The organism is Kitasatospora sp. NPDC051164, from assembly GCF_044455625.1.
Taxonomy (GTDB): domain Bacteria; phylum Actinomycetota; class Actinomycetes; order Streptomycetales; family Streptomycetaceae; genus Kitasatospora.
Window position 1 is genome coordinate 1 of the sequence record NZ_JBITFB010000006.1, and the last position, 12326, is coordinate 12326.

The 12326-nt window shown below is 74.0% G+C and carries 12 protein-coding genes and 1 pseudogene; 4 read left to right on the forward strand and 9 right to left on the reverse strand.

Annotated elements, in window-relative coordinates; genetic code table 11:
* The 4 genes and pseudogenes from ACIBEC_RS10535 to ACIBEC_RS10550 form a co-directional block, all read right to left on the reverse strand.
* Nucleotides 1-105: pseudogene (locus tag ACIBEC_RS10535) on the reverse strand (ABC transporter ATP-binding protein); the annotation flags it as partial.
* Nucleotides 106-281: 176 nt separating this feature from the next.
* Nucleotides 282-2414 carry a restriction endonuclease gene (locus ACIBEC_RS10540; RefSeq protein WP_360491541.1) on the reverse strand — a complete coding sequence of 711 codons (2133 nt, stop codon included), beginning with the start codon at nt 2412-2414 and terminating at the stop codon, nt 282-284.
* A gap of 275 nt (nt 2415-2689) precedes the next feature.
* Complete coding sequence (locus ACIBEC_RS10545) at nt 2690-3043, reverse strand: hypothetical protein (RefSeq protein WP_360491538.1); 354 nt, start codon at nt 3041-3043, stop codon at nt 2690-2692.
* Entirely contained in the window at nt 3001-3327 is a 327-nt protein-coding gene (locus ACIBEC_RS10550; RefSeq protein ID WP_360491535.1) for a hypothetical protein, read from the reverse strand. The genes ACIBEC_RS10545 and ACIBEC_RS10550 overlap by 43 nt, the downstream gene beginning before the upstream one ends.
* Before the next feature lie 129 nt (nt 3328-3456).
* Between ACIBEC_RS10550 and ACIBEC_RS10555 the strand changes: the two genes are divergently transcribed.
* On the forward strand, nt 3457-4395 hold the full coding sequence (locus ACIBEC_RS10555; RefSeq protein WP_360491532.1) for a DUF2797 domain-containing protein: 939 nt from the start codon (nt 3457-3459) through the stop codon (nt 4393-4395).
* 25 nt (nt 4396-4420) lie between these two features.
* Here the strand turns inward: ACIBEC_RS10555 and ACIBEC_RS10560 are convergent, their stop codons facing one another.
* The 4 genes from ACIBEC_RS10560 to ACIBEC_RS10575 all read right to left on the reverse strand — a co-directional run bounded on the left by ACIBEC_RS10560 (nt 4421) and on the right by ACIBEC_RS10575 (nt 8529).
* Complete coding sequence (locus ACIBEC_RS10560) at nt 4421-4726, reverse strand: hypothetical protein (RefSeq protein WP_360491529.1); 306 nt, start codon at nt 4724-4726, stop codon at nt 4421-4423.
* Between the two features lie 364 nt (nt 4727-5090).
* Nucleotides 5091-5828 (reverse strand): succinate dehydrogenase/fumarate reductase iron-sulfur subunit, encoded by a 738-nt coding sequence (locus ACIBEC_RS10565; protein ID WP_360491526.1) that lies wholly within the window; start codon nt 5826-5828, stop codon nt 5091-5093.
* The gene (locus ACIBEC_RS10570; protein ID WP_360491523.1) at nt 5825-7783 is read right to left on the reverse strand and encodes a fumarate reductase/succinate dehydrogenase flavoprotein subunit; all 1959 of its coding nucleotides are present in this window, start codon (nt 7781-7783) and stop codon (nt 5825-5827) included. The genes ACIBEC_RS10565 and ACIBEC_RS10570 overlap by 4 nt, the downstream gene beginning before the upstream one ends.
* A gap of 41 nt (nt 7784-7824) precedes the next feature.
* Complete coding sequence (locus ACIBEC_RS10575) at nt 7825-8529, reverse strand: succinate dehydrogenase cytochrome b subunit (protein ID WP_360491520.1); 705 nt, start codon at nt 8527-8529, stop codon at nt 7825-7827.
* Between the two features lie 96 nt (nt 8530-8625).
* Here ACIBEC_RS10575 and ACIBEC_RS10580 point away from each other — a divergent pair, with 96 nt between their 5' ends.
* On the forward strand, nt 8626-9549 hold the full coding sequence (locus tag ACIBEC_RS10580; RefSeq protein ID WP_360491517.1) for a LysR substrate-binding domain-containing protein: 924 nt from the start codon (nt 8626-8628) through the stop codon (nt 9547-9549).
* Between the two features lie 37 nt (nt 9550-9586).
* Here the strand turns inward: ACIBEC_RS10580 and ACIBEC_RS10585 are convergent, their stop codons facing one another.
* Entirely contained in the window at nt 9587-10804 is a 1218-nt protein-coding gene (locus tag ACIBEC_RS10585; protein ID WP_396287892.1) for a metallophosphoesterase, read from the reverse strand.
* A 385-nt stretch (nt 10805-11189) separates the two neighbouring features.
* Here ACIBEC_RS10585 and ACIBEC_RS10590 point away from each other — a divergent pair, with 385 nt between their 5' ends.
* Both ACIBEC_RS10590 and ACIBEC_RS10595 read left to right on the forward strand, forming a co-directional pair.
* Nucleotides 11190-11567 carry a hypothetical protein gene (locus tag ACIBEC_RS10590; protein ID WP_360491511.1) on the forward strand — a complete coding sequence of 126 codons (378 nt, stop codon included), beginning with the start codon at nt 11190-11192 and terminating at the stop codon, nt 11565-11567.
* A gap of 12 nt (nt 11568-11579) precedes the next feature.
* Nucleotides 11580-12245, forward strand: coding sequence for a hypothetical protein (locus tag ACIBEC_RS10595; RefSeq protein ID WP_360491508.1), 666 nt, complete (start codon nt 11580-11582; stop codon nt 12243-12245).
* Nucleotides 12246-12326 lie beyond the last annotated feature (81 nt).

The window sequence follows — 12326 nt, forward strand, 5'->3', positions numbered from 1 at the left end:
GTCGAGGGCGACGACGCGGGTCTCCCCCTCCCCGTAGACCTTGTTCAGGCCGGTGGCGCGGGCGGCCGCCAGGCCGGTACGGACGGCGGTTGCGGGGAACGTCACGTGGACTCACTCCTGGGGACGGAAAAGCGGAAAATCTGACTCGTATCCATCCTCCCAAGGTGTTCTTCCGCGATGTGTATGCCGACGGGACGGTCGGCCCCCGCCGACCCGGCGGGGTGGCGGGGGAACTCTCCTCCTCAGGTATGACGTGATCCCTGAGGGGGTGCCACCTTCCCCTATTCGACCGCCACGCCGAAGGCCGTCGCCAACCCGGCCAGACCGTTCGTCACCGACCGGCCCGACGGGCTGAACTCCCAGCCGCCGCCCGCCCGTCGGAAGGCGCCCAGCAGCATCGCGCTGTCCGGCACCCCACCGGTGGTGCCCGCCCAGTCGGCCGGACCGGCGGCGCCCGGCCCGTACGCGGCGGCGACGGCCAGCCCGTGCACGTACCCGAGCGGCAGGGCCGGGGGCTCCTCCTCCTCGGTGGAGACGGCGACCACCACCTCGTCGACCGCGGCCGGCAGCCGGTGCAGGTCCAGGGTCACTCGGGCCGCCCGGGTCGGCTCGCCCGGCACCGACCGGGTGGGGTGCAGACGGACGGCGCCGTCCGGATCCTGCGGACTGTTGAAGAACACGAAGTGCTCGTCGCTCAGCACCCGACCGCCGGCACACAGGAAGACGGTGACGTCCAGCTCCACCGCGTCCCCGGCGGCCGTCCGGCTCTGCCAACTCACCGTGAGCGCGCTCTCCCGCCCGGCCGACTCGGCCTCCGCCGGCTTGACGCCCGCAGCGCCCGCGGCGGCCGAGGCGCCCCCGCCGAGCCGTCCGCGCAGGCCCTGCTCGGCCAGCAACTCGACCAGCTCCGGGCCGCTCACCAGGGTCAGCGGCTTGCCCTCGATGTAGCTGTAGGAGCCGCGGCCGAACCCCGCCGTGGTAACCAGGATGCCCTTGATCGCGCCGTGGTGGCGGACGGTGGACTCCAGGTCGCGCACGGCCGTCGGCGGGACGGTCTTCTTGTAGCGCTTCGCCTGGATCACGATCTTGCCGCCGGTCACCGGGTCCAGGTCCTCGGCGACCACGTCCACCCCGACGTCGCCGCTGCGGGCCGTGGTCATCACCCGGAAACCGCGCAGCCGGAACAGCTCGGCGATCAGGTCCTCGAAGTCCAGCGGATCCATCGCGAACAGGTCCGGCTCGTCCTCGCCGCCGTGCCCGGCCAGGCTTCCGCCGACCGTCTCCGGCCGCCGGTCCGGCCGCACCTCGTCCAGCCGCTCCGGGCGCGCCGACAGCCGACCGCCCAGACCCTGGAAGCACTCCACCGCGTCCACCCGGTCCAGCGCCAGCCCGGCGAACCCGGCCCGGGACGCGGTCAGCGTCGACACGAAACGCTCGGCCTCCCGGCCGGTCGCCGGGTCGATGCCGAGGACGAAACCGTTCAGCACCACCGAGTCCAGCAGCCCGTCCCGGTCCGCCCGGAACACCTCCGCCACCACCCGCAGCGCCGACTGCGCCAGGACCTGCCGGTACAGCGCCTTGCGCTCCGTCGCCGGGCGGGCCACCTCGGCCTCGCGGTCGTCCGACTTCACGTACCGCACCCGGGCGGCCGCCGGCACCACGTCCGAGCCCGGCAGCTCCCAGTTCACCACCAGCTGCCGGCCCGCCCCGTCGAAGGCCGCCACCAGCCGGTGCGGGAAGCCCTCCGGCCAGGCCGCCGAGGCGTACAGGCCCGCCGTGAAGTACTCCTGCACCGCCTCCGGCTCACCCGCCCGCAGCCGCCGCAGCAACTCCTCGGTCCGCGCGCCCCGCTCCTCCTCCTGGCGGCGGAACTGCTCCGCCCAGGCCAGGTACTCCCCGTGGAACGCCCTCAGCCGGCGCTGCCGGTCCGCCTCCCGCGCCTGCGCCGCGTACCAGTCCTGCTCGAACCGGGCCCGGGCCTGGGCGAGGTACTGCTCGTACTGGCGCCGCACCCCCGGATTGCGCGCCTGCACCGGATCCGGCGGCGGCACGAAATAGGCGGCGGACGCCTGGTCCGGCAGCTCCACCGGCTCACCCAGCGGCCCCGGATCGAACGGCGGCACCGCGCTCGGCGCCAGCAGCGCCTGCGGACCGAACGCCGGCGCGGCCAGCCCGGAAGCCAGCAACCCCTTCAACTCCTCGACCCGGCCGTCCAGTTCGGCCGTCCGCCGGGCCACCTCCGCCTCCCGCGACTGCTGGTACGCGCGCTGCGCCTCCCGCTCGTCCCGGGCGGCCGCCCGCTGCGCCTCGCGCTGCTCCCGCTCCCGCCGACGCTCCTCCGCCGCCTCGGCGCGCCACCGGGCCTCCTCTCGGCGCTGCTGCTGCCGCTGCGCCTCCGCCCAGATCGCCAGCACACCGCTGCTCCGCCGCCCCGACACCGTCCACCCCATTCGCCTTGCACCGACCCTCGGGCCCGGCCGCGTGACGTCGCCTCCCGGCCACGGCGCCGACCGCGCCCGCCACAATAGAACGTGGACACCCCACCCGGCCAAGCCCCCGCGACCTGCGAGGCTCCCCGCCGACGCCCGGCCCCGTGCGCGCCGGGCCCTGACGCCTCATCGGCCCCCGGACCGCCGCCCCGCCGCCGTCGGGCGTGAGCCCGGCGGTCCTGCCGGTGCGCCGGGCAGCCTCACTCCGCCGGGGCGGCGTACCAGCGCCACTCGGTGCGCTGCGGGCGCCCCGGGAAGGAGGTGCGGCCGGTGGCCCAGAGGAGGGCGGGCCAGGGGGCGTCGGTGACCGGGACGTCGGGGAAGAGCCGGGCGAGGGTGCGTTCGCAGAGGTCGGCGGGCGGGGTCCAGGGGAGGCCGAGGCCCTGGGCGACGTCATGGAGGTGGACCAGGGTCTCGACCAGGCTCATGGCCACGAAGCCGGTCGGGTCGGCCGGCCCCCACGGGTGGTAGGCGCGGGTCTCCGGCGGGGCGACGCGGGCGACGGCGACCATCAACCCGCCACTGGCCTCCAGGACTTCGAGCAGTCCGTCCACCCCGCTGTCCGGTTCGGCGCGGACGAAGTTGTTCGGGCCGCCCGGCGCGCGGCGGGTCGCCACGAAGGGGACGTACCGGTCGCGCGGCGGCCGCGCCGCGCCGGGCCGAGCTGCGCGGCGTACGCGAGGAGGTCGTCGGCGAGGTGCTCGACGGTCTCCCAGCAGCTCCAGCCGAGCGTGCCGGCCGGGCGCGACCAGTCGGCGTCGGCCGGCGCGCCGCGCAGGGCGTCGACGGCGAGCCGGAGGGCGAGGGCGAGGTCGTCCGGAGTGGGGGATTCGATCACGCCCCGACGCTAGCAGCGCCTCGGGCCGCCGGCCACGGATTCACATCCCCGTGTGCGGGGAGCGAAATCACCGTTGTCGGTGGCGGCAGGTAGCCTCACCTGGTCGAGCACCAACAGGGAGGGACGCCCGTGACGATCCCCGCACCGCAGCACCCGGACCGCCCCGGTGGCTGGGTCTCCACCGGCCTGAGCTGGAAGGACGGCCGCGCCGTGCTCGGCGCCGTGCGCGGCGCCCAGGTGCACGAGCGTGCGGTGGCGCCGGGCGCGGAGGTCGGCTGGCTGCTCGGCGGCCCGCGGCGCTGCACCGGGGCCTGGCTGGTCGGGGCGACGGAGCGCACGCCCTGCCCGCACCACTCGGTGATCGATCCGGACGGCGGCGCGACGCAGTGCCCGGCCTGCCAGAGCGTGGACCGCGGCCTCGCCCTGGCGCGGGACCAGATCCTCGACGACGGCCGCACCTACCTGCTCTACCTCGCCTGGTTCGGCGAGGGCCTGCTGAAGGTCGGCCTGACCGCCGAGCAGCGCGGCGACAGCCGGCTGCTCGAACAGGGCGCGCTGGCCTACGTGTTCACCGCCCGCGGCGGCCTGCCCGCGGTGCGCCGCGCCGAACTCACCGTCGCCGCCTCGGGTCTGGCCCGCGAGCGGTACAAGTCCCGGCTGAAGGCCGACCACTGGTGGTCGCACGGCGACGCCGCGCACCGCCGTACGGTGCTCACCGAGGCCCGCGCCCAGGCGCACCGGCTGCTGGACGGCCACGCCGTGGAGCTGCTCGGCGACCGTCCGGTGGTGGACCACGTGGAGCGCTACGGCCTGGCCGGCGGCGCCCCGGAGGCCTACCGGGAGATCGCCGGACTGGCCGACGGCGCAGTGGTCACGGGCCGGCTCCGGCCGCCGATCGGCAAGCACCTGTTCCTCGACCAGGCGGACGGCTCCGGCCCGCTGCTGCTGGACACCCGCCGCCTCACCGGCTGGACGCTCACGCCCGTCTCCGGCCGCCCGTCCGAGGGCCTGGCCCTGCGGGAGCGGGTCCGCCCGCCGGAGCCGGACACCCAGGAGGCGCTGTTCTGACCCCGGCGGGGCCGGGCAGAGGCGATCAGCCCAGCTTGCTGCGCACCCCGCTCGGTCCCGAGCGGGCCCGGCGGGACAGCGGGGGCCGGGACGGGCGGACGTCGTGGCGCGTGCCCGGGTCGGCGGCCTCGGCGGCCCGCCGGGCGAGCGCGGCCCGGGCGGCGGCCAGGGCGACGCGGGCGAGCAGCGGGTCCTCCCGGACACCGGCCTCGTGCTGGGCGTGCTGGCAGTGGGCGCACCAGACCGGCGAGGCCGGCCCGTCCGGGTACACCATGCTCTCGGGCGGCAGGTAGTGCCCACCGCACTCGACGCACTCGAAGACCAACCTCATCCGACGATCACCGTCCCGGATCCGTGGCACCGACCACAGGGCGACCAGAACTCGTGGACCCTGGGCACCATGCTTCCTTCCTCGTCCAGTTCGACCGTTGCCTCGGTCTTCTGGGTCCCCCCGGACCCGCCGCAGCCGGAACAGGACTGAACCTCGGGCATATGCCGTCCCTCCCTGGCGGAGCACCACCGTAGCGCGATTTTCCGCCCGGGAGCACCGCTCGGGACGATCCACCACCCGTACGGGGAGCGCGAACTGGCGCCGCACGCCCTACCGGGACGGGGCCGGCCCCTCGCGCGAGCACCAGCGCGAGGGGCCGACGGTCGGTGGGCCCGACCGCATGTGGGGGAGTGCCGGGGGCGTGTCAGCCGCGGGCGGCCCGCAGGAACTCCCGGTTCATCGCCGCGATGCTGGGCAGCGGGATGCCCTTGGGGCAGGCGGTGGCGCACTCGCCGGTGTTGGTGCAGCCGCCGAAGCCTTCGGCGTCCATGGCCGCGACCATGTTCCGCACCCGGGACGCCCGTTCCGGCGCGCCCTGCGGGAGGACGTTGAGGTGGACGACCTTGGCGGAGGTGAAGAGCATCGCCGAGCCGTTCGGGCAGGCCGCCACGCAGGCGCCGCAGCCGATGCACTCGGCGTGCTCGAAGGCGGTGTCGGCGGCGTCCTTGGGGACGGGCGTGGCGTGCGCCTCGGGCGCGCTGCCGGTGGGGGCGGTGATGTAGCCGCCGGAGCCGATGATCCGGTCGAAGGCCGAGCGGTCCACGACCAGGTCCTTGACGACCGGGAAGGCCGCCGCCCGCCAGGGCTCGACGTCGATGGTGTCGCCGTCCTGGAAGTGCCGCATGTGCAGCTGGCAGGTGGTGGTCCGCTCGGGGCCGTGCGCCTGGCCGTTGATGACCATGCCGCAGGCGCCGCAGATGCCCTCGCGGCAGTCGTGGTCGAAGGCGACCGGCTGGTCGCCGCGGGTGATCAGCTCCTCGTTGAGGGTGTCGAGCATCTCCAGGAAGGACATGTCCGGGCTGATCCCGCTGACCCGGTAGGTGGTCATCGACCCGGGTGCGTCCGGGCCCGCCTGGCGCCAGATGCGCAGGGTGAGGTTCATGCGTAGCTCCGCTGGGTGGGGTGGACGTGGTCGAACTCGAGGGCCTCGCGGTGGAGGACGGGCGCCGCGCCGGTGCCGGTGAACTCCCAGGCGGCGGCGTAGGTGAACTCCTCGTCGCGGCGGGCGGCCTCGCCGTCGGGGGTCTGGCTCTCGGTGCGGAAGTGGCCGCCGCAGGACTCGGCGCGGTGCAGGGCGTCCAGGCACATCAGCTCGGCCAGCTCGAAGTAGTCGACGAGCCGGTTGGCCTTCTCCAGCGACTGGTTGAGCTCCTGCCCGGTGCCGGGCACCTTGATCCGGCGCCAGAACTCCTCGCGCAGCCGCGGGATCCGCTCCAGCGCCCGCTTCAGCCCGGCCGCGTCGCGGGCCATGCCGCACTCGTCCCAGAGCAGTTCGCCGAGTTCGCGGTGGAAGGAGTCCGGGGTGCGGTCGCCGTCGACGGCGAGGATCAGGTGGAGACGGTCCTCGACCTCGGCCTCGGTCTCGATGAGCACCGGGTGGTCGGCGGGTACGGCGGGCAGCGGGTGGCGGGCCAGGTAGTCGTTGAGGGTGGGCGGCAGCACGAAGTAGCCGTCGGCGAGGCCCTGCATCAGGGCGCTGGCGCCGAGCCGGTTGGCGCCGTGGTCGGAGAAGTTGGCCTCGCCGATCGCGAACAGGCCCGGGACGGTGGTCTGCAGGTCGTAGTCGACCCAGAGGCCGCCCATCGTGTAGTGGATCGCCGGGTAGATCCGCATCGGCACCCGGTACGGGTCCTCGGCGGTGATCCGCTCGTACATCTCGAAGAGGTTGCCGTACCTGGCCTCGACGGCGTCCCGGCCCATCCGGCGGATCGCGTCGGCGAAGTCCAGGTAGACGCCCTGGCCGCCGGGGCCGACGCCGCGGCCCTCGTCGCAGACGTTCTTGGCGGCCCGGGAGGCGATGTCGCGCGGCACCAGGTTGCCGAAGGACGGGTAGATCCGCTCCAGGTAGTAGTCCCGCTCCTCCTCCGGGATCTCGGCCGGCGGCCGGGTGTCGCCCTGGGCCTTGGGCACCCAGATCCGGCCGTCGTTGCGCAGCGACTCGCTCATCAGGGTGAGCTTGGACTGGTGGTCGCCGGAGCGCGGGATGCAGGTCGGGTGGATCTGGGTGAAGCACGGGTTGGCGAAGTAGGCGCCGCGCCGGTGCGCCCGCCAGATCGCGGTGGCGTTGGAGTTCTTGGCGTTGGTCGAGAGGTAGAAGACGTTGCCGTAGCCGCCGCTGGCGAGGACGACGGCGTCCGCGGTGTGGGAGCGGATCTCGCCGGTCACCAGGTCGCGGGCGACGATGCCGCGGGCCCGGCCGTCGACGACCAGCAGGTCCAGCATCTCGGTGCGCGGGTGGAGCTCCACGTTCCCGGCGGCGATCTGCCGGGAGAGCGCCTGGTAGGCGCCGAGCAGCAGCTGCTGGCCGGTCTGGCCGCGGGCGTAGAAGGTGCGGGAGACCTGGACGCCGCCGAAGGAGCGGGTGTCCAGCAGGCCGCCGTACTCGCGGGCGAAGGGCACGCCCTGGGCCACGCACTGGTCGATGATCTCCACCGACACCTGGGCGAGCCGGTGCACATTGGACTCGCGGGCGCGGAAGTCGCCGCCCTTGACGGTGTCGTAGAACAGCCGGCGGACCGAGTCGCCGTCGTTGCGGTAGTTCTTGGCCGCGTTGATGCCGCCCTGGGCGGCGATCGAGTGGGCGCGCCGGGGGGAGTCCTGGAAGCAGAACTGGACGACGTGGTAGCCCTGTTCGGCCAGGGTCGCGCCGGCCGCGCCGCCGGCCAGGCCGGTGCCGACCACGATCACGGTGTGCTTGCGCCGGTTCGCCGGGTTGATCAGCTTGGCGTCGAACCGCCGCTGGTCCCAGCGCTGTTCGATCGGCCCGGCGGGGGCCTTGGTGTCGGCGACCGGCTCGCCGAGCGTGTAGTCCAGGTAGCTGACGTCAGCACTGCTCACGTCAGCACTGCTCACTCCGCCACTGCTCACTTCAGGGCTGTTCACTTCACCACTCCGGTCATCACGGCCACGGGGACGGACAGGAAGCCGGCGGTCAGCACGAGCGCCAGGCCGTTGGCGGTCAGCTTGAGGGCCCGGTCCCGGCGGGTGTTGTTGGCGCCGAGGGTCTGCGCGGCGCTCCAGAAGCCGTGCCGGATGTGCAGGCCGAGGGCCAGCATCGCGACGACGTAGATCAGGCAGGAGTACCAGGTGCCGAACGAGGCCACGATGTTCTGGTACGGGTGGCCCTCCTCGGCGGCCGGGTTCACGGTCAGCGTGGTCAGGTCGAGGATGTGCCAGACGATGAACAGTGCCAGGATCACCCCGCCCCAGCGCATGGTCCGGGTCGCGTAGCTCGCCCGGCGGCGCTTGTGCGCGTACTTGCTCGGCCGGGCGGCGAGGTCGCGGCGGCTGAGCTGGTACGCGGAGACGCCGTGCAGCACGACGGAGGCCAGCAGGGCGAGCCGGGCGATCCACAGGAACCACGCGTGGCCCAGGAACGGCCGGCCGATGGTGCGCAGCCAGGCCGCGTAGCCGTTGATGTCGTCCGGGCCGAAGAACACCTTGAGGTTGCCCAGCATGTGCGCGACCAGGTACAGCAGCATGACCAGTCCGGTGACGGCCATGACCGCCTTCTTGCCGACGGTCGACCGCCAGAGCGTCGCCAGGGTGGACGGATGCCGGGCCGTCCGAGTCGCGGTTGTCATGGCTGCCACGGTAGGGACGGCCGCGAGGGTACGTCCAAGACATGATGCGGCTCATGACAATAGGCACCGACTATCGACGCGGCCTATCCTGGCCGGGTGCAGCTCCAACAACTCCGCTACTTCCTGGCCGTCGCCGAGACCCGCCACTTCACCCGGGCGGCCGATGCCGCGCATGTGGCACAGCCGTCTCTCTCGCAACAGATCCGGGCGCTGGAACGGGAGTTGGGTGCCGAGCTGTTCCACCGCACCCGGGGCAACATCGCACTGACCGATGCCGGGGACGCCCTGCTGCCACTGGCCCGGCGCATCCTCGCGGACACCGAGAGCGCCCGGCTGGCCGTCCAGGAGACGGTGCAGCTGCGCCGCGGCCGGGTCCGGCTGGGGGCGCCGCCGAGCCTGTGCACCAGCCTGGTGCCGGACGTGCTGCGGGTGTTCCGGGACCGCCACCCGGGCGTGGCGCTGGTGGTCCGCGAGGGCGGCTCGCGCGACCTGGTCCGCTCGCTGGCGGCGGGGGAGCTGGACCTCGCGCTGATCATCACCCCGACCAGCGGGGAGGAGACGCCCGCCCTGGCCGTCACCGAGCTGCTGCACGAGGAGCTGGTGCTGGTCTCCGCCGAGCCGCGCCCCCGCCGCAAGGTCCGGGTGACGGAGCTGCGGGGGCGGCCGCTGGTGATGTTCCGGGAGGGCTACGACCTGCGGGAGACGACCCTGGCGGCCTGCCGGGCGGCCGGCTTCGAACCGGAGTTCGCGGTGGAGGGCGGCGAGATGGACGCGGTGCTCGGCTTCGTCCGCGCCGGGCTCGGGCCCGCCGTCGTCCCTGGTATGGTCGCGGCCCGCTCCGGCCTGGCGGTCACCCCGTTCGCCGGGCCGGGCCTGGGCCGCACCATCGCCGTCGCCCACGGCCACGAGGTGCCCCCCACCCGCGCCGCGACCGCACTGCGCGCCACCCTGCTCGCCCACCTGCACACCGCCGCCGGCAGCGGCGAACTCCCCCCGGGCACCACGCTGTTGCTGCCATGACCTGGGGCGCGGGGCGCGGGGCGCGGGGCCCGGTACGTCATCCGGTGGTCGACGGGCCGCCCGAGCGCAGGGTGAGCAGGGTGATCTCGCTCGGGGCGAAGACCCGGAAGGGCGGCCCCCAGAAGCCGGTGCCGCGGCTGGTGTACAGCTGGGTCCGCTCCCCGTGCCGGCTCAGGCCGTGCACCACCGGCTGGTCGATCCGGACGAGGAGGTTGAACGGCCAGATCTGGCCGCCGTGGGTGTGCCCGGAGACCTGCAGATCGATCCCGGCGGCAGCCGCCTGCGGGACGTACTTGGGCTGGTGGGCGACGAGCAGGACCGGCCGGTCCGGGTCGGCCCCCGCCAGCGCGCCGAGCAGGTTCGCGCGGTGCCCGGCCAGGCCGGAGGACGCCGCGGTCACGTCGTCGACCCCGGCGAGCACGAGGGTGTCCCCGCCCCGTTCCACCACGACGTGACGGTTGTGCAGCGGCTCCCAGCCCAGGTCCGCCATGCGGTCCAGCCAGCCCTGGGCCTCGCTGCCGTACTCGTGGTTCCCCGTGACGTAGACCCTGGCCAGCCGCGACCGGACCGCCCCCAGCGGCGCGGACTGCTGCCGGCGCCGGGCGGGCGTGCCGTCGGCGATGTCGCCGGCGTGGACCACGACGTCCGCGTCGAGCCCGTTGACCACCTCGGTGACCCGTGCCGACCAGTCCGCCCGGTCGATCGGCCCGTAGTGGGTGTCGGCCAGCACCACGACCCGCGTCCCGTCCAGACCGGCGCCGAGCCGGGGGAGGTGGACGTCCAGCCGCTTCACCCGGGGCACGCGCATCGCCTCGTAGTGCCCCCAGCCCAGCAGCGCCGCGGAGACCACCGCCACCGCCACCGCCACGGCCCTGGCCCGGTCGGCACCGCCGACGTCGAGCCCGCCCAGCACGAGGTCCGCCAGACCGCCCAGGGCCGACCAGGTGAACAGCACCCAGACCACCCCGAGGCTGGTGTCGGCGATCCGCGCGGCCCGGTCGGACTGCCGCGCCCCGTGGCCCGCGATCATCAGGAAGGGGAAGGCGACCATCCAGGCGGCGAGGACCACCGTGCCGCCGAGGAACACCGGGAGCGGCCAGCCTGCGCCGGCGGCGAACAGCGTCCACCACGGCGGAAGGCACAGCACCACGAGCACGAGCACGAGGACGCCCAGCCGCCCGGCCGTCCCCCGCCGCCGCGCGCCCCGGGGCGGTGCCTCCCCGGCACTCGCGACCTCGGGCCGGGCGCCGGCCATCGCGACCTCGGGCCGGGCGCCGGCCATCGCGGCCTCCGCGCCCCCGTCCGCCGACCGGAATTCCGCTCCCGATTTCATGGATTCCCCTGTCGTCACCGCTACCGCCCTCACATCCGCCGCGCAACCCTCGCCCCCATCATCCGCCAGGGCCCGGCCGCCCGTCCGTGCCAGGGGTCCGGCACCGTCCACGGGCCAGGAGCGGTGTCGCCCGAAAGCCGGATCACCGTCATCTCCGCCCTCCCGCTCCCCGACGGCTCCGTCGGCACGGAGCCACCCTTGGCCTGTTCCGCGACGATGCCATTCGAGTTATCTGAATTATCGTCAACTCTCTTCTGGAGTAGGGGTGCCGTGGCACACTCGGCCTGTACTTCGACTAGGGGGTCTGATGACCGGGGTGGAACTGGTGATGGCGGCGCTGGCCGCCGGGGCGTCGGCCGGGCTGACCGACACGGCGAACAGTGCCGTTCGGGAGGCGTACGACGGGCTCCGCGGGGCGGTGCGCCGTCGGTTGTCCGCACACGGCGAGGAGGTGCTGGACGCTGAGCAGGTGGAGCAGGTGGAGCAGGTGGAGCAGGAGGTCTGGGAGGCGCGGCTGCACGAGCAGCTGACTGCGTCCGGTGCCGACAGCGACCGGGAACTGCTGGCGGCGGCCCAGGCACTGTTGGCGCTGGTCGGACCGGCAGACGATCGCCGGATCGACCTGAGCCACGCCCAGGGCGTGCAGGTCGGCAACCACTCCACCCAGACCAACCACTTCAACTGAGGGTCGCATCCGATGGACAGCAACGACGGCAGACCGTCTCCGATCGACGCCAGCGAAGCGTCCGGGGTGCAGATCGGGGACGGCGGCCTGCAGATCAACCTGATGGGTGGCGGCCTGCTGCCGCCCGCGCCGGCCGACCGGGGCAGGCGACACCTCTACTTCAAGATCGGCAGCAGTGCCGGGATCAAGTTCGACATGATCCCGCCGGTCGCCCAGTCCCATCCATCGGGAGCGTTGTCCGAGTTCCTGGCGGCGCTGGAGCGGATCGGCATCCCCCAGGACCGGATCGACGCCATCCGGGCCCGTGCCGACGACGTGGCCGTGGCTCCTGCCGGGGAGGTGTTCGTGGCAGCGGTGTTCGCCTTCGCGGCGGCGGTCGACGACGTCACCGACGGGCTGCGGGAGCGCTCGGTCGGTGACGAGTTCGATTGGTTCGTCCTGGCCGACCTGATCGCAAGGGTCTTCCTGATTGGGCGGGCGCGATGGCCCGACGACCCCACATCGGAGACCGGGTCCATGCGGGCAGGCCTCTACGCGCTCGCGGAGCGCCTGGACGTGCCGGCGAGTGTGCGGAAAGAGATCCAGGAATTCGCCACCATGGAGCTTCCCGCCGCCACGCTCGACGAGTTCGCAAAGGCCACGATCCGCCTGCAGGAGCTCTGCTACCGCATGCTGTGACGACCGCCCCGCACGCCGGACCTGCCAGGTCCAGCACCGTCCACGGGCAGGTGTGCGGGGACGCCGAAGGCCCGGGGCGGT

Excerpts from the sequence above, each read along its gene's own strand:
- ACIBEC_RS10560 (WP_360491529.1), bottom strand. The coding sequence starts at position 4,726 with ATGAGGTTGGTCTTCGAGTGCGTCGAGTGCGGTGGGCACTACCTGCCG.
- ACIBEC_RS10565 (WP_360491526.1), bottom strand. The coding sequence starts at position 5,828 with ATGAACCTCACCCTGCGCATCTGGCGCCAGGCGGGCCCGGACGCACCC.
- ACIBEC_RS10575 (WP_360491520.1), bottom strand. The coding sequence starts at position 8,529 with ATGACAACCGCGACTCGGACGGCCCGGCATCCGTCCACCCTGGCGACG.
- ACIBEC_RS10585 (WP_396287892.1), bottom strand. The coding sequence starts at position 10,804 with ATGGCCGGCGCCCGGCCCGAGGTCGCGAGTGCCGGGGAGGCACCGCCC.
- ACIBEC_RS10590 (WP_360491511.1), top strand. The coding sequence starts at position 11,190 with ATGACCGGGGTGGAACTGGTGATGGCGGCGCTGGCCGCCGGGGCGTCG.
- ACIBEC_RS10595 (WP_360491508.1), top strand. The coding sequence starts at position 11,580 with ATGGACAGCAACGACGGCAGACCGTCTCCGATCGACGCCAGCGAAGCG.